Source organism: Enterobacter sp. 50793107, assembly GCF_001463365.1.
Taxonomy (GTDB): domain Bacteria; phylum Pseudomonadota; class Gammaproteobacteria; order Enterobacterales; family Enterobacteriaceae; genus Enterobacter; species Enterobacter cloacae.
In genome coordinates this window covers 42807-59560 of the sequence record NZ_LNII01000168.1, presented here as the reverse complement: position 1 = coordinate 59560, position 16754 = coordinate 42807, and the positions used below count along the sequence as shown (strand labels likewise).

The 16754-nt window shown below is 52.8% G+C and carries 15 protein-coding genes; 5 read left to right on the top strand and 10 right to left on the bottom strand.

Annotation, left to right across the window (positions count from 1 at the left end; translation table 11 throughout):
• Positions 1–148: 148 nt before the first annotated feature.
• The 4 genes from APU11_RS24425 (at position 149) to yciH (ending at position 2883) form a co-directional block, all read left to right on the top strand.
• Positions 149–457 carry a LapA family protein gene (locus APU11_RS24425; protein WP_013096374.1) on the top strand — a complete coding sequence of 103 codons (309 nt, stop codon included), beginning with the start codon at positions 149–151 and terminating at the stop codon, positions 455–457.
• 6 nt (positions 458–463) lie between these two features.
• Complete coding sequence (lapB, locus tag APU11_RS24420; protein WP_060578734.1) at positions 464–1633, top strand: lipopolysaccharide assembly protein LapB; 1170 nt, start codon at positions 464–466, stop codon at positions 1631–1633.
• A gap of 186 nt (positions 1634–1819) precedes the next feature.
• Positions 1820–2557 (top strand): orotidine-5'-phosphate decarboxylase, encoded by a 738-nt coding sequence (gene pyrF / locus APU11_RS24415; protein WP_058651313.1) that lies wholly within the window; start codon positions 1820–1822, stop codon positions 2555–2557.
• Positions 2557–2883, top strand: coding sequence for a stress response translation initiation inhibitor YciH (gene yciH, locus APU11_RS24410; protein ID WP_013096377.1), 327 nt, complete (start codon positions 2557–2559; stop codon positions 2881–2883). The genes pyrF and yciH overlap by 1 nt, the downstream gene beginning before the upstream one ends.
• Before the next feature lie 102 nt (positions 2884–2985).
• Here the strand turns inward: yciH and osmB are convergent, their stop codons facing one another.
• The 3 genes from osmB to APU11_RS24395 form a co-directional block, all read right to left on the bottom strand.
• Complete coding sequence (osmB, locus tag APU11_RS24405) at positions 2986–3204, bottom strand: osmotically-inducible lipoprotein OsmB (RefSeq protein WP_008501216.1); 219 nt, start codon at positions 3202–3204, stop codon at positions 2986–2988.
• A 261-nt stretch (positions 3205–3465) separates the two neighbouring features.
• Positions 3466–4218, bottom strand: a complete 753-nt coding sequence (locus APU11_RS24400) for a DNA-binding transcriptional regulator YciT (RefSeq protein WP_038985428.1) — start codon at positions 4216–4218, stop codon at positions 3466–3468.
• Between the two features lie 43 nt (positions 4219–4261).
• Positions 4262–4444 carry a hypothetical protein gene (locus APU11_RS24395; protein ID WP_020690946.1) on the bottom strand — a complete coding sequence of 61 codons (183 nt, stop codon included), beginning with the start codon at positions 4442–4444 and terminating at the stop codon, positions 4262–4264.
• A gap of 193 nt (positions 4445–4637) precedes the next feature.
• On the opposite strand from APU11_RS24395, the gene APU11_RS24390 reads away from it, so the two are divergent.
• The gene (locus APU11_RS24390) at positions 4638–5507 is read left to right on the top strand and encodes a crotonase/enoyl-CoA hydratase family protein (protein ID WP_020690947.1); all 870 of its coding nucleotides are present in this window, start codon (positions 4638–4640) and stop codon (positions 5505–5507) included.
• Here the strand turns inward: APU11_RS24390 and pdeR are convergent.
• From pdeR to APU11_RS24355, 7 genes are all read right to left on the bottom strand, one after another.
• Positions 5504–7495: a cyclic di-GMP phosphodiesterase gene (gene pdeR / locus APU11_RS24385; protein ID WP_013096381.1), complete on the bottom strand. Its 1992-nt coding sequence runs from the start codon at positions 7493–7495 to the stop codon at positions 5504–5506. The two genes, APU11_RS24390 and pdeR, sit on opposite strands and share 4 nt — an antisense overlap.
• 325 nt (positions 7496–7820) lie before the next feature.
• Complete coding sequence (locus APU11_RS24380; RefSeq protein ID WP_058651255.1) at positions 7821–9755, bottom strand: exoribonuclease II; 1935 nt, start codon at positions 9753–9755, stop codon at positions 7821–7823.
• Positions 9756–9843: 88 nt separating this feature from the next.
• Positions 9844–10830, bottom strand: a complete 987-nt coding sequence (locus tag APU11_RS24375) for a hypothetical protein (RefSeq protein WP_058651256.1) — start codon at positions 10828–10830, stop codon at positions 9844–9846.
• Between the two features lie 154 nt (positions 10831–10984).
• Complete coding sequence (gene fabI / locus APU11_RS24370) at positions 10985–11773, bottom strand: enoyl-ACP reductase FabI (RefSeq protein ID WP_013096384.1); 789 nt, start codon at positions 11771–11773, stop codon at positions 10985–10987.
• A gap of 271 nt (positions 11774–12044) precedes the next feature.
• Positions 12045–15140 (bottom strand): multidrug efflux RND transporter permease subunit, encoded by a 3096-nt coding sequence (locus tag APU11_RS24365; protein ID WP_058651257.1) that lies wholly within the window; start codon positions 15138–15140, stop codon positions 12045–12047.
• 35 nt (positions 15141–15175) lie between these two features.
• Positions 15176–16078 carry an ABC transporter six-transmembrane domain-containing protein gene (locus APU11_RS24360; RefSeq protein ID WP_058651258.1) on the bottom strand — a complete coding sequence of 301 codons (903 nt, stop codon included), beginning with the start codon at positions 16076–16078 and terminating at the stop codon, positions 15176–15178.
• Positions 16079–16206: 128 nt separating this feature from the next.
• The gene (locus APU11_RS24355) at positions 16207–16593 is read right to left on the bottom strand and encodes a hypothetical protein (RefSeq protein WP_044158342.1); all 387 of its coding nucleotides are present in this window, start codon (positions 16591–16593) and stop codon (positions 16207–16209) included.
• Positions 16594–16754 lie beyond the last annotated feature (161 nt).

Below are 16754 nucleotides of genomic sequence, written 5' to 3'. Positions count from 1 at the left end.
AGGTTGATTTTGCGCATTCAGCCCATAAATCCATGACGGGCGCGTCACTTTTTCCGTTTCGCGCCCGTCGCTAAAATGGTAGTTTATAAGGCTGATTGCGGTAAGTTGAACACACTTTATTCGCTTGAACCACATAACGGGAAGTAATGTGAAATATTTACTCATTTTCTTACTGGTATTGGCGATTTTTGTCATTTCAGTCACATTGGGTGCACAAAACGATCAACAGGTGACGTTTAACTATCTGCTGGCGCAGGGCGAGTATCGGGTTTCGAGCCTGCTGGCGGTCTTGTTCGCAGCGGGTTTCGCCATCGGCTGGCTGGTTTGCGGTCTGTTCTGGTTAAAAGTACGTGTTTCGCTTGCGCGCGCTGAACGTAAAATTAAACGCCTCGAACATCAAATTGCGCCTGCGTCCGACATCCCGGAAAGCTCTGGTGTGCCGGTCGTCAAGGAATAATCGAATATGCTGGAGTTGTTGTTTCTGCTTTTGCCTGTAGCCGCTGCCTATGGCTGGTATATGGGCCGCAGAAGTGCGCAACAAACAAAACAGGATGAGGCGAACCGACTCTCCCGCGACTACGTTGCAGGGGTGAACTTCCTCCTGAGCAATCAACAGGACAAAGCGGTCGACCTGTTCCTCGACATGTTAAAAGAGGACACAGGGACCGTTGAAGCACACCTGACCCTGGGCAACCTGTTCCGCTCGCGTGGCGAGGTTGACCGTGCCATTCGTATTCACCAGACCCTCATGGAAAGCGCCTCGTTAACTTACGATCAGCGTCTGCTGGCAGTACAACAGCTGGGCCGCGATTACATGGCGGCGGGGTTGTATGAACGTGCGGAAGACATGTTCTCGCAACTGGTGGATGAAACAGATTTCCGCATAGGCGCGCTGCAGCAGCTGCTGCAGATTTACCAGGCCACCAGCGACTGGCAGAAAGCCATTGATACCGCTGAACGTCTGGTCAAGCTGGGTAAAGACAAACAGCGCGTCGAGATAGCCCATTTTTACTGCGAACTGGCCCTGCAGCAGATGGGGAACGACGACATGGACAAAGCCATGGCGTTGCTGAAAAAAGGGGCCGCCGCAGACCGCAACAGCGCGCGTATTTCCATCATGATGGGGCGCGTGTTTATGGCGAGTGGCGACTATGCCAAAGCCGTTGAAAGCCTGCTGCGCGTCATTGATCAGGACAAAGAGCTGGTCAGTGAAACCCTTGAAATGCTGCAGACCTGTTATCAACAGCTGGGTAAACAGGATGAGTGGGTAGCGTTCCTGCGCCGCTGCGTGGAAGAGAACACCGGAGCCACTGCGGAGCTGATGCTTTCCGACGTAGTGGAGCAGCATGAGGGCAGCGACACGGCGCAGGTTTATATTACGCGTCAGCTGCAGCGTCATCCTACCATGCGGGTTTTCCATAAGCTGATGGATTACCACCTGAACGATGCAGAAGAAGGGCGTGCTAAAGAGAGCCTGATGGTGCTGCGTGACATGGTGGGCGAACAGGTGCGTAGCAAGCCGCGCTACCGCTGTCAGAAGTGTGGTTTTACCGCGTATACGCTGTACTGGCACTGTCCTTCGTGCCGGGCCTGGTCAACCATCAAGCCCATTCGCGGTCTCGATGGACAGTAATTTTTTTAAAACACCTCACTTTAGTTACAACATACTTATCACTTTTATAATCCCGTTCAGCATCGTGCGGTTTGCCAGCCTGACAGGGAATAAAACGATCCTGTCAATTTGTGGCGCTGGCAGGTAGAATGCACGCCGTTTATCTGTTCCGCGCCGCTGCGCGCCCATAGACGAAAAGGGCTGGTCATGACGTCTGTTACTTCCTCCACTTACCGCGTAGTTACTGATTCTCCTGTTGTTGTTGCTCTTGATTACAATAAACGTGACGCTGCTCTGGCTTTTGTCGACGGTATTGATCCTCGCGACTGTCGCCTTAAAGTGGGCAAAGAGATGTTTACGTTATTTGGACCACAAATCGTACGCGATCTGCAACAGCGCGGTTTTGACGTTTTCCTCGACCTCAAATTCCATGATATTCCAAACACCACGGCGCACGCCGTTGCCGCGGCTGCCGAGTTGGGTGTATGGATGGTTAACGTGCATGCATCGGGTGGGGCGAGAATGATGACAGCCGCGCGTGAAGCGCTTCTGCCGTTTGGCAGCGACGCCCCCTTGTTGATTGCGGTAACGGTGCTGACCAGCATGGACGAAAATGACCTGCGTGACCTCGGTGTGACGTTGTCACCGGCTGAACATGCAGAACGTCTTGCGCGGCTGACGCAGAATTGCGGCCTGGACGGTGTTGTCTGTTCCGCGCAGGAAGCGGTGCGTTTCAAAACGGAGCTGGGCCAGAATTTCAAACTGGTCACGCCGGGTATTCGCCCAGCGGGCAGCGAGGCTGGCGATCAGCGCCGTATTATGACCCCTGAGCAGGCGCTGGCGGCAGGCGTGGATTACATGGTCATCGGCCGTCCGGTGACACAATCTGCCAATCCGGCAGAGACGCTTAAGGCGATCAACGCATCACTGAAAAAGGGGGCGTAATGACCGACTCAAACAGCCGTCTGGTCTATTCAACCGAAACCGGGCGCATTGATGAACCGAAAGCGAAAGCAGAGCGCCCGAAAGGCGACGGTATTGTCCGTATCCAGCGCCAGACCAGCGGGCGTAAAGGTAAGGGTGTTTGCCTTATCACGGGTATCGATCTGGATGATGCAGAACTGGCGAAACTGGCGGCTGAACTGAAAAAGAAATGTGGCTGCGGCGGTGCCGTCAAAGACGGGATAATCGAAATCCAGGGTGATAAACGCGATGTCATTAAATCGCATCTCGAAGCCAAAGGGATGAAAGTAAAACTGGCGGGCGGCTAAAATAAATGAGCCACGGTATTTACCGTGGCTCTTGTTTTATACGTGCGTAAGTCAGACCTGAAATGCGATAAATATCGCGATGCCCATCAGGGCGTATAATAATTATTTGCCGACCTGGTGACCGATAATACCACCAACAGCAGCACCACCTAATGTACCCAGCGTACTACCGTCTGTTAATACTGCACCACCCAGTGCACCAGCACCGGCACCAATAGCGGTGTTACGGTCACGTTTAGACCAGTTAGAGCATGCGCTCAGGGACATTGCTACAGTGATTGCCAGAACAGCGGCGGCTAATTTTTTGCTGGTTAAGGTCATAATACTTTCTCCTGAATTATCGATTCACGGAAAGATGCACGCTTTAAGTATAGACTAAACGAATACTTAAATTCTGTTCTCCGTGAAAGCTGGTCGCGCAGGTGTTACGTCATCACGCAGGTGATAGTCACTTCCTGTTATATCGCTAACATTAATTTTACGTCTTCAGGGTCAGTTAAACAGGTAAAAACTCTTAAAGGGGGGTTAGGATTCCTCTCAGAGAGAGGTTAAGAGGCGCCTGAAATTCAGGCGCTCGCGGTATCAGGCGGGTTTTTTAATAATGTCGACGATAAGTCCGTCTTCCTGGAGTTTATTCCGATGCGCTTCGCTCAGACGGTCATCGGTAATTACGCGGCTGAACCGGGATATTGGCCCCATCATATAGGGATGGACCGCGCCAAATTTTGAACTGTCGGTCAGCACGATTGCGTCACACTCTTTTTCCAGTACCGCGTTCACAACGTCTGAACGCATCATATCCCGGCCGGTAAAGCCGGTTTCTGGCTGCCAGCCGTCAATACCGATGAAGGCCTTGCTGAAATGCACCTGCTGCACGTACTGACGCGTCAGCGGGCCGACCATGCTCTCACTTTTTTTCTGATAGATACCGCCCAGCAGGATGACCTCGCAGCGTGTCTCCTTCAACAAGTGAGCGATATAGCTACTGACGGTAATGATGGTGATGTCTTTTTGCTCGGCCAGGGTGCGGGCCAGCAGGGCGTTGCTACTGCCGTTCTCAATAAAGACCGTTTCGCCATTGTTCACTAAGGACGCGGCAAACTCAGCCAGCTCACGTTTGAGGGCATAGTTATTCATCATGCGGGTTTCGACGTCCTCGCTGTCCAGCGGGACCGCATACCCATGCGCACGACGCAGGTAGCTCTGTTTTTCGAGTAGATTCAGATCCTGACGGATGGTGACTTCAGAAACGCCTGTCGTTTTAGCGAGATCGACGACGCTCACGCGCCCCTGATCGATGACCATCTGCAAAATGATTTGTTGTCGGGAATTCATAGCATCCATTTAATAAAGCGAAACGAGGGCGGATAGGGCGTGGTTAAACTTCCCACGGGGCTTTTGGCTGTCTGTTTTCTGACGCGGTTTCGGCGCCATTCTGAGCCAGAAGTTCAGACTTCAGGATCTCAAGGTTACGGATCGCAGAGTGATAATCGCCCGCCACCAGTATATCCAGCACGGTATCAATTCGTTGGGCTACGGCCTGCGCATCAATGTTAGACATAATCTCATCCCGGGTACGAAAAGTTAATATTTTCAATGATGCAGAAAATGGATTCAAAAGAGAAGGGAAAAAATGCAATAACTAAATTACATAAATGAAAGTAATAAATTTATTCCCCCGCATGCAGCGTGATGAATGAGTGGATTAGTCTAAAACTGCGCGCAAGGCGCTTTTTTATATGAGGAATTAGACTATGACAGTTATCAATCAGACTACCTGCACACTGTTTACCGATACTGAACGTTTCACTCAGTTGTCCGGGTATTACGAGGAGGAGCGCCGCACAGTCTGGATGATGTTGCGGGCGCAGCCACGACCTTGTTTCAACCATGCGTTAATCGAAGAGATCATGAACCTCTCCTGGCTTGTTCGCCAGTCCGGGTTTGCGGTCGATTTTTGGGTTACCGGTTCGCTGGTACCCGAGATGTACAATGCGGGAGGTGATTTACAGTTCTTTGTCGAATGTATCCAAAACGGACGCCGCGAAGCGTTAAGAGCCTATGCCCGTGCCTGCGTGGACTGCGTTCATGCGGCGTCACGGGGGTTTGATACGGGGGCTATTACCCTGGCGATGGTCGAAGGCAGTGCGTTAGGGGGCGGATTCGAAGCCGCGCTGGCGCACCACTTTGTGCTGTCCCAGCGCGATGCCCGCTTAGGCTTCCCTGAGATCGCCTTCAACCTTTTCCCCGGCATGGGGGGGTACTCGCTGGTTGCTCGCCGCTCAGGTATGAAGCTGGCGGAGGAGCTCATCTACAAAGGGGAGTCTCATACGGCAGAATGGTATGAACAGCATGGGTTAGTGGATGTCCTGTTCGAACCCGGGCAAAGTTACGTCTCCGTCAGAACGTTCATTGACACGCTGCGGCCGAAGATGAACGGCGTAAAGGCGATGTTACGTGCCCGTACCCGCGTGCTGCAGCTGCCTCGCAGTGAGCTGATGGATATCACGGAAGATTGGGTTGACGCCGCGTTCTGCCTTGAACCAAAAGATATCGCCTATATGGAGCGTCTGGTCATGCTGCAAAACCGCCATCATGCGGCGGGTTTACGCAAAGCCAGTTAGTGCTGTTTACGCGCCTGATATCGCTTTAGCCATCGCTCGAATGCGGCAGCGGGCATGGGCTTAGCAAAGAGAAAACCCTGCCGTTCGTTGACGCCGTTCTTAGTCAGAAAGGCGTCTTCTTTTGCGTTCTCCACACCTTCGGCAATGACCTGCAAATTAAGCGCCTGCGCCACCGCGACGATGGCCCGCACCAGCGACTGGGAAATAGACTGTTTATGAATATCCCGGACAAATGACTGATCGAGTTTTATCGCATCGATGGGGAAGCGTGCCAGCTGCGACAAAGACGAGTAGCCGGTACCAAAATCGTCCAGATGGATTTGCGCACCAAGCTGGCTGAACTGCTGGATCACCGACAGCGCCAGCTCTTCGTTTTCAATGAGGCAGCTTTCTGTTAACTCTACGTCGATAGGGCAGTATTCAAAATCCAGATCCTTCAGGGCCTGTTTTAAGTCGCTGAAAATGGTTTGATCTGCCAGCTGACGGGCCGAGACGTTCACCGCCACGCGCAGGTTAATGCCTTTGTCGCGCCATTTCGCCACCTGGCGAACCACATCAAGCATGACCCAGCGGCCAAGCGGCACAATCAGCCCTGACTCCTCAGCATACGAGATAAACTCCAGCGGAGGAATCAACCCGCGTTCTGGTGATTGCCAGCGCACCAGCGCTTCAAGGCTTCTGACTTCACCGCGCCAGGTGACTTTAGGCTGGTAGTGGATCAGCAGTTGATCGTTATCCAGCGCTTTGCGCAGGTTGGTATCCAGCCAGAGATACTCAAAAACGCGCTGGTTCATTTCCGGCGAGAAGACGCAGAACTTACCCCGGCCATTCTCTTTTGCGGTGTACATGGCGGTATCGGCATTGCGGATGACGCTTTCCCGATCGTTACCGTGCTGCGGGGCGAGGGCAATACCTAACGAGCAACCGGTATAAATTTCAATCAAACCAATTCTGAACGGCTGGCGCAGACGGGTCAGAATGCGTGATGCCATCGCTTCCAGAGAACCCTGAGAGGTATTGGTGGCCATGACAATAAATTCATCGCCGCCGAGTCGCGCCAGCACCTGGCCTTCTTCCAGACAGCTCAGAATGGCCAGTGCGACCGCCTGTAATAACTGATCGCCAAACATGTGCCCGTAGGCGTCGTTCACCTTTTTGAAGTTATCGAGATCGAGATACACCACGCCAACCTGCGTCTCACCGCGGCTGTCGATGGCATCTGAAATCAGTTCGTGGATCGCGTTGCGGTTCGGCAACCCGGTGATGGTGTCGGTATTGGCCAGCACCCGCAGGCGCTCCTGGGCGCGGCGCTCCTCCGTAATATCGGTGCCGGAACAGATAAGAAAAATTTCATTTTTACCGCTGCCGCTGTGGACAAATTTGTTTCTGAACAGAAACAACCGTTGTCCTTTTCGCGTTTTGATCCAGCGCTCGACTTCGTAAGAGCTGCCGTTGCGAAAGAAGCCGGTGATGTTGCGCTTAGAGGCTGCCGCTTCACTGCGGCTCATAAACAGCTTGAACACGTTCTGGCCGATAACTTCTTGTTCTTTCAGGCCGGTGTACTCCTCGCTCAGGCGGTTAAACCGCTGAATATTGCCGTTCTGATCGAGGATTACGATAACGGAGTTGGCTTCCGAAACCACTTGTTCCGCAAAGGACAGCCCCTGAGCCAGGTCCCGGGCTACGGAAGGCGTATCGTTCCACGCAGAGGCTGTTCCGGCCCACTCATTACGGGTTATTTTGCGTCCGACAAGGTGAACAGGAACATCTTCACCGTACAACGAGAGCGTCATAGAGATACTGGACGTAATGACGGTTAACTGGCGAATAAGTTCGGCCTGTTCATCATCCAGCGCCACCACCTGAGTGACATCGGCATTTTCGCTGGTGGAAAGGTGCAGAGCATTGCTATCCGCTGTCAGTCGCCACCAGGGGCTGTGAGTTCCCATGTAACGAAACAGCAAATTCTGCTCCAGATCGTCCATCATGTTTTCTCCTGCAGCTACCTGTTAGCGCACAATTTATTCAGTTGCAATCGGCTTTTTCGAGGTGAAACCACGGCCAGACCGATGTGAACTTATTGTTTTTTCCCGGGTTTCTTATAATAAAACGAGTCAGGTAAAAAAGGATACTTGGCAAATAAAAATTCACGTAACCGAATATAACGGCACTCTTTTACTGTAGATAATTCTGGCGAATTTGGGCGGGGGAAGTCTGAAAATAGTAAGAAAAAATGAAGAATTTGCAGCGTGGCGTAAAAGAAAAAATTGTCGGCCCGTCCGGCAAGGAAAGGGCCGACAATTGAACAGCTTATCAGGCGGCAGGGCGCGCGATGATGCTGCGGGTTTCCATGCGGACTTCGGCGATAGTTACGTCAATCACGTCGGTGACCTTGTAAACCGTTTCACCTTTGATTTGCACAGTCCCGTTTTCCTGGCTACAGACCAGTTCATCGCGAACGGTATGCAGGAACGGCGCAGGGATAAAGGCCACCGCCCCGTTATCCACCAGACGTACGCGCATCCCCCCACGGCTGATATCAATGATTTCTGCAGCGAAGCGAGTGTCTGTGCCGGCTTTGTCCTGCAGGAAGCGGGCGTACAGCCAGTCACCTACGTCACGTTCCGCCATGCGGTTCAGGCGCCGACGATCTGCCATCTGCAGGGTCGTGTCATCCTGAGGACGCGCAATTGATTCGCCCTTAATGATCGCTTTCAGCAGGCGATGGTTAACCATATCGCCATACTTACGAATTGGAGATGTCCAGGTGGCGTAGGCTTCAAGACCGAGGCCGAAGTGTGGGCCAGGCTCAGTGCTGATCTCGGCAAAGGACTGGAAGCGACGAATACGGCTGTCGAGGAAACCAGAAGGCTGTGCGTCCAGCTCGCGGCGCAGCTTGCAGAAGCCCTGCAAGGTCAGCACTTCTTCCGGGTCAACATGCACATCATGGTTCTTCAGTAAGGCGGCCAGCGCTTCGGTGTTCGCCGGATCAAACCCAGTATGAACGTTATAAATGCCGAAGCCCAGCTTGTCGCGCAGCACGCGTGCGGCACAAATATTGGCGGAAATCATCGCTTCTTCGACGATGCGGTTCGCAATGCGTCGTGGTTCGGCCACGATATCCAGCACTTCACCTTTTTCGCCCAGAACGAAGCGATAGTCCGGACGATCCTTGAACACCAGCGCATGGGTTTGACGCCACTCGCTGCGGCTCAGACAGATGCGGTGCAGCAGACGAATCTGTGCGGCAATGGCCTCAGAGGCCGGTTCCCAGCTGCCCGTGTTCTCCAGCCAGTCAGAGACGTCGTCGTAAGCCAGCTTGGCTTTAGATTCAATGGTGGCCGCGAAGAATTCGATATCGTCTTCAATTGTGCCGTCCGCAGCAATGGTCATGCGGCAGGCGAGCACCGGACGCACTTCGTTCGGCCGCAGCGAACAGAGATCGTCGGAGAGTTCACGAGGCAGCATCGGGATGTTAAAGCCCGGCAGATAGTTGGTGAACGCACGGATTTTCGCGATATCGTCCAGCTTGCTGCCTTCGGCAATCCAGGCGGTAGGATCGGCAATGGCCACGGTTAACAGCAGTTTGCCGTCGGCATGTTCTTCAGCGTACAGCGCATCATCCATATCTTGCGTACTGGCGCTGTCGATAGTAACAAACTCCAGGGCAGTCAGATCGCGACGCTCAAGACCTTCGTCCTGCATCTCGGTGGCGACGCCGTTCGGGGCTTCTTTCTCAAGATTATGGCGCGCAAGCGTAACCCACCACGGTACAAAATGGTCATCACCGAACGTGATGAACTGGGTCAGTTCCGCATAGAAACCGCGATCGCCTTTCAGTGGATGACGGCGCATTTCGGCAACGGCCCAGTCACCTTCTTTAAAATCATGCTCAACGCCGCGAGCGGCACGGCAGGGGATGGCGTCTTTCAGCAGAGGATGATCCGGCACGATGGAGAGACGATCGTCTTTTCTCTGCACCTTGCCCACAAAACGGGTCAGAAACGGCTCGATCAGTTCTTCCGGCTCGGCAGATTCACGCTCTTTTTCGGTATGAATAACCGCCATGACGCGGTCGCCGTGCATCACTTTCTTCATCTGCGGTGGCGGAATGAAGTAGCTTTTCTGCGCGTCGACTTCAAGGAAACCAAAGCCTTTTTCCGTGGCTTTTACGACCCCTTCTGCACGCGGCGTCTGGGAATGCAGTTGCTGTTTAAGCTGCGCTAGCAGCGGGTTGTCCTGAAACATAATGTTCTATTTTCGTAGCCATTGAGCGGCTGACAGTTTTACGCGATTCTCACTGCCACAGCAAGCGCTCTTTGGGTAAATAGTATGGTTATTCCGCTTTGCCAAGCGCAACTTTCAAACGCTCCAGCCAGCCGTCTAACGCGCTTCGCGTAAGCAGTGCAATCGCCCGGCCAGCGGGAAGACCTTCCTCCGTGAGCGGGTTAAACTGTGCTGCACTGAAACGGTCCGGTGAACGTGTCAACAACTCCACGGCCGCTAAGAGCGCTGGCGACGCGGCCCGGTCTTCATTGCGGCAATGGTTCAGGATTTCTCCTGTCAGATCGAGCAACGTGGGTTCGTGGCAGAGCACAGGCGTCAGCGCCTGAAGGGCGGGCTCGGCTTGCCAGCGTGAAAGCGACTCAAGTTGATGCGCACTGGCATAGCGCAGTTCCACGACAGGCAGTAGAGCGATCCAGGCACCGGGCCTGGCGGGCAGCGTGTGCGGTTGAATATGGTGTCCCGGCAGCCAGCGTACGGGGTAACCCAGTAGAGCCTGAAATACTGCTACCGCGCGGGCCTGAAAACCGATGAAGCCAATAATCTGGCTGATGAGCACAATGTCATACGTTGTCAGACCCACCTCATCAAGCTGGTTCTGCGCTTTATCATCAATGACATCCGGTGAGCTGGCAAGCTGGCGGGCATACTGCGTGATCTGCGCCAGACGGCGGTTACTTTCGCGAGAGGAGTCCGGGCCGGGAAGGGGGGCGAGAAGGGCGGCGTAGTGGTTACAGAGCCTTTGAACCCCGCAGGCCTGCGCCACCGTCAGCGCGGTGCTCAGCCTGTCGTAGGCACTCAGCGTATGCAGACGATTGACGGCGATATCGAGTGGAAACAACCGGTGACATAACGCCCGGGCAGGAGTAAGCCAGCCAGCACAGGCAGTAACAATCTCATCCGGTAAGGCTAAATCGAGCAAAAAACGATCGTCGACGTTAGCGGCTTCGGGCACCAGAGGCAGGACATCCGTCTGCGCGTGGTTTGACTGGGTTTCGTGGTACCAGTGGCCTTTGCCGGAAAAACGGCGTTGTTCCATGGGCGTTCCTTGATCTCAAAATGGCGATCAATATCCTGGCGTAAGGCGGATGAGGGGAAAAATATTGTTAGGTGATAACAAATAGCAGAACGGAATAACGAGAGAGGGCGGGCCGGGAAAAACTCTCTTCCCGGGCGGGAAGAGAGTCACAAACTTATTTAATTTCCAGCTCGTTCATTGCAGCGATGTTGAAGCCGCCGTCAACGTGAACCACTTCGCCGGAGATACCCGCGGAAAGGTCAGAGCACAGGAATGCTGCAGAGTTACCCACATCTTCAATGGTAACGGTACGACGAATCGGGGTAACCGCTTCGCAGTGTGCCAGCATTTTACGGAAATCTTTGATACCGGAAGCCGCCAGGGTGCGGATTGGACCTGCAGAGATGGCGTTAACGCGCACGCCTTCAGGGCCCATTGCGTTCGCCATGTAGCGGACGTTTGCTTCCAGAGACGCTTTAGCCAGACCCATCACGTTGTAGTTAGGGATTGCGCGCTCTGCGCCCAGGTAGGACAGGGTCAGCAGGGCGGAGCCCGGGTTCAGCATGGCACGGCAAGATTTCGCCATCGCAACAAAGCTGTAAGAGCTGATGTCGTGAGCGATTTTAAAGCCATCGCGGGTTACCGCGTTCACGTAGTCACCGTCCAGCTGGTCGCCAGGTGCGAAGCCGATGGAGTGAACGAAACCGTCGAATTTATCCCACGATTTTGCCAGTTCAGCAAACATGCCATCGATGCTTTCATCTTGTGCAACGTCACATTCCAGAACAATGCTGGAACCCAGCTGCGCGGCAAATTCTTCAACACGGCCTTTCAGCTTGTCGTTCTGGTAGGTGAACGCCAGCTCAGCGCCTTCGCGATGCATTGCCTGTGCGATGCCGTATGCGATGGACAGTTTGCTGGCAACACCGGTTACCAGAATGCGCTTACCGGAAAGAAAACCCATAGCTTTAATCCTTATATTCATTGCTTATTTTGCCTTGTAATTCATAGTGTTACAGGCAGTATTTCAAAATTATTCGAAATCAGCTCGAAATTATAGCCCACTCACTGCCCCTTGTGTCACGCTATTTCTCGCGAATCTCCCGGGAATGAACGCGCGTAAGGGGCTGATATGGGAAACGCGGCTGTGAAAATTTCGGCATTCGTCCAGTATATCACCCGGCGTCAGGTTCACCTCATCCAACCAGCGTCGAAGCGTGATCCCGTAAAGCGTTTCACCTTTTCTTGGCCTGCTCGATGAAACGCGCGACGACAATAAAGAAAACCGGGACGAAGAAAATGGCGAGAAATGTACCGCTAATCATACCGCCGAAAACCCCGGTGCCAATGGCATGCTGCGTGCTGTCACTTGCGCCACGGGCCAACATTAACGGGACAACCCCTAGCGTAAAGGCCAGTGAGGTCATCAGAACAGGTCGCAAGCGTTGCCGGGCAGCCTGTAGCGTTGCTGTCACGATTGTTTCCCCCTCCCGCTGCAGCTGCCTGGCAAACTCGACAATCAGAATGGCGTTTTTTGCAGACAGCCCGATCAGGGTGATCATCCCCACCTTGAAGAAAACATCATTTGTCATGCCGGTAATGTGTACGGCCGCTACCGCGCCAATAAGACCCAATGGCACGACCAGCATAACCGCGAAGGGTATAGACCAGCTCTCATAGAGCGCGGCAAGAACCATAAACACAACGAGGATCGACAGCACAATAAGGCCGGGAAGCTGTGACTCAGACGCTTTCTCCTGCGATGAACTCCCGGCCCATTCCCCTGCGATACCCGCAGGCATCTCTCTTGCCAGCGCTTCCATGGCTTTCATTGCCGTACCGCTGGATTCACCCGAGGCGGCACTTCCTGTAATGCGTATCGCAGGATAACCCTGATAGCGGTTCAACTGCTGGGGCGCAACGTTCCATGAAAGGGTGGCAAACGTAGAGACCGGCACCATCTGTCCCGTCCGATTTTTTACCGATAAGGCTAACAATTGTTCGGGCTGCATGCGGTAGGGCGCATCGGCCTGAACAATCACCTGTTGAACGCGGCCGTTATTGGTATAGTCATTAACGTAACTGGAGCCCGTGGTCACAGACAAGGTTTGATTAATTTCGTCAAACGAGACGCCCATGGACTCGGCTTTTTCCCGGTCGATCTGAATTGCCAGGCTGGTGCCATCCGGCAGGCCATCTATGTAGACATCATTCAGTTCAGGCCGTTGATTTGCCTGCTGAACAAGGTCATCCGCAGCCTTTTTTAGAGCCTGATATCCCAGTCCTGCCCGGTCCTGCAGATAGTAAGTAAATCCGGATGAGGTCCCCATATCCGAAATCGCCGGAGGGAGCAGGCTCATCGTCACGGCATCAGAAACACTCTCCATGCGCGACTGGATAGCGTTTGCTTCATCCTGGGCGGTGATCCCTTGTCGGTTTTTCCAGTCCTTAAGCGTGGTAAAGGCCATGGCCGAGTTGGGGCCAGAACCTGAAAAGCCAAAGCCCAGGATCATAATGTTGCTCTCAATCGCCGGTCGCGATGCAATTTCCTCTTCAAATTTTTCAACCACTTTAAGGGTACGCTGCATGGTTGCATCAGACGGCAGTTGCAGGGATGACATAAAGTAGCCCTGATCTTCATCCGGCAGAAACGAGGAGGGCAAAGACGACAGGCCAGCAAACAGGGCAGCGCAGAGGGCAACATACAGCAGCAGCATGCGGCCCGTTCGTTTTAATACGGCGCCCAGGCTGGAGGCATATACCGCCGTGAGGGCGTGAAAATGCGCGTTAAACCAGGTCGCAAATTTCCCGGCGCCTCTCTTGTTCGCCTCATGGGGCTTGAGTAACGTGGCACAAAGCGCGGGTGTCAGCGTCAGTGCCAGAAAGGCCGATAACAAAATGGAAATGGCCATTGAAATACAGAATTGTCGATAGATGATCCCCACCGATCCCTCAGCAAAGCCCATCGGGATAAACACCGCCGTGAGCACAAGCGTGATACCCGCGATGGCAGGGGTGATTTCCTGCATGGCCTGCCGCGTGGCTTCGCGCGGTGAAAGCGCTTTTTCTTCCATCACTCTTTCGACGTTTTCAACCACGACGATGGCATCATCAACGATAATACCGATTGCCAGCACCATGCCGAACATGGTCAGGATGTTGATGGAATAACCGCTGAGCAGCATGATCGTAAAGGTGCCCAGGAGCGCCACGGGGGCGACAATCGCCGGAATAAGCGTGCAGCGTATCTTGTGCAGAAAAAGCAGCATGACCAGAAACACCAGCACCATCGCTTCAACAAACGTCTGTACCACCTTCATAATTGAAAGCTTTACGAAGGGTGCCGTATCAAAAGGGACGGTGAAGCTCATTCCCTCCGGAAGCACGTGAGAGAGCTCATCAATGCGCGCCCGCACGCCTGAGGCGGTACTGATGGCATTCGCTCCCGGCGACAGCTGGATTGCGGCTGCCGTCGCCGGGACGCCGTTTTCGCGAATACCGTACGCATAGCTTTGCAGGCCGGATTCAATGCGGGCAACGTCCGACAACTGCAGGCGGGCCCCTGTGGTATCGGATTTAAGGGTAATATGGCGAAATGCCTCGACCGAAGAAAGTTGTCCTTTAACCGTAATCGGATAAGTCACTCCCTGGCCTTCTGTTGCCGGTTCATCGCCCGTTCTGCCGGGGGAAACAATGGTGTTCTGCTGGCTGACTGCCGTAAGTACATCGCTCACCGACAGCCCATAGCTGTGAAGCTTCATCGGATCGAGCCAGATACGTAGCGCTTTCTCACCACCAAAAAGCTGGACTTTGCCAACCCCCGGCACGCGGCGAAGCTCATCGCTAATATTTCTGGCAAAATAATCGCTCAAATCCGCTTGCTGAAATTTCCCGGAGGTGGATTTTAACCCCACCATCATCAGAAAACCGGCGTTCGCCGCCTCGACGTTAATGCCGTTTTGCCGGACCGACTGAGGCAGACGCGGCTCGACAATTTTTATCTGATTCTGGAGATCCATCTGCGCCAGTTTAATATCTGTGCCTGGCTTAAACGTCACCGTAATTGAGGCTGAACCGGTGGTGTCACTCGAGGATTCAAAATAGAGCAAATTATCCACGCCGGATATTTCACGTTCGATAAGAGAGACGACCGATGTATTCATTACATCAGGGCTGGCACCGGGATACGAGACAGTAATGATAATACCCGGCGGTGCAACGGCCGGATATTGCGCAACCGGCAGCCGGGGAATAGACAACACGCCCGTCAAAACAATAAAAAGTGCGACGACCCAGGCGAAAACAGGACGATCAATAAAAAATTGCGGCATGAGGATTACTTCCAGTCAACTAACAGTGAAACGCATTACGGGTGCAGTGCCTCGTCATCGGTCGATACCCGTTTACCGATGTCTCTGAGCTGTGAAAATTTCTCAAGGAGTTGCGGGGCGTCATCCAGGCTTGTCGCAAACATCCACATATAGGTCATCACGGAGTAAATATGACCCGCCGTAATACCCGTCGAGTGGGTCATCAGGATAATGGTCAGCGTAAAAAGCAGGGCAATCAGCGAACCAATCAGTAAATATCCCCACGCTTCGCGGTCAGAGAGCGCAATACGCAAGTGTGCAAGCGTAGAATAATGACGTTTAAGGGTCGCAGAGCCCGCTTTATGTACATAATCCACCTCTTTCTCGAGGCGGTTATTGAGGCGTCTGAACAGCAATTCATTCTTATGGGTGAAACCGGAAACAAATCCCATCAGGATTAAGACGATGATGGCGCAGACGATGCCAGCCCAGAATTCAATGATCAGCAGCATAATGGCTGCACCAAAAAGCGAACTCATTGAGGTAATGAGCATGGGCAGATGCATTTCAAAGAAATCCACGAACTCACGCGATAAGGTAACTCTCGCCGCGATTGTCGAATGATTAAGCTGATATTTCCGCTGAGCCAGCACCACAGAGACCGCAAGCCCGGCGTAAATCCGTGCGAAGGTGCGCGTGTCCACGCTGCGCCTGGCGGCACCAATGCACCAGATAAACAGGACCATTAGCCCATACAGTGCAGCGCTCACGGTATCCCCGGCGAGAATGGCATTTATCGCGATCCCCGCAAGTACGGGATAGAGTAAAAAGGTCACATTTTCGGCAATAACCAGAAAGAAGGTAATAAACAGCTTCTTGCTGTGCCGCACGGCAAGTGCCTTGAGCGAGCCAACAACCCCGGAAACGACCGGAGGACGATGAGTATTTTTAAGGACCATATTTTTCGAGTTATTAATGCCAGAGAGCAGGGGAATTCCGTCAGGAATTTATCCATTAACCGTTACTTTATACAGCGCATGTTTAGTACTGATGTGCGATTTGTGGAGGTTATATGGAGACAGTAAACTTAAATCATCCTTAACATGAGATAAATGGGTGAGCCAACAAAAAATATAATGAGAAAACATTCGCAGTAAAACACCAGATCGGCAATATCAGGTGCGATGTTTAACAAAATACTGAAAATGATGATCAGGTAGATAAAAATCAATGCCAGGCACAGGGCCATGACAAGGAGTTCCGTCAATCCGCCTCCTTTATGTTGAATCGCAAGAAAAAACGATGTCGCTGCGATACAACCATAAATAACAGGTGAGGAGATAATGGTTGCCGCCACTTTTTCATCGACTTCATGTATCAGGATCATCCAAAGATGCAATAATCCCCACGATACAATAAGAAACAAACATGACGTGCCAATGTTAGCAGGTGAGACATATCTATTAATATTCATGGTGAGTGTCTTCGGGTATTAATGAAAGCAATTGATAGACCGGGGTGCGTGAGAGAAGTTCAACGGTTTATTCTCTTTGGTCGCTTTTTTTTCTGAATAAAAAGATTACGTCTGTATATGGAGTATTTATTTCCGAAATGTGGAGGGAGTGTGGAGACAAT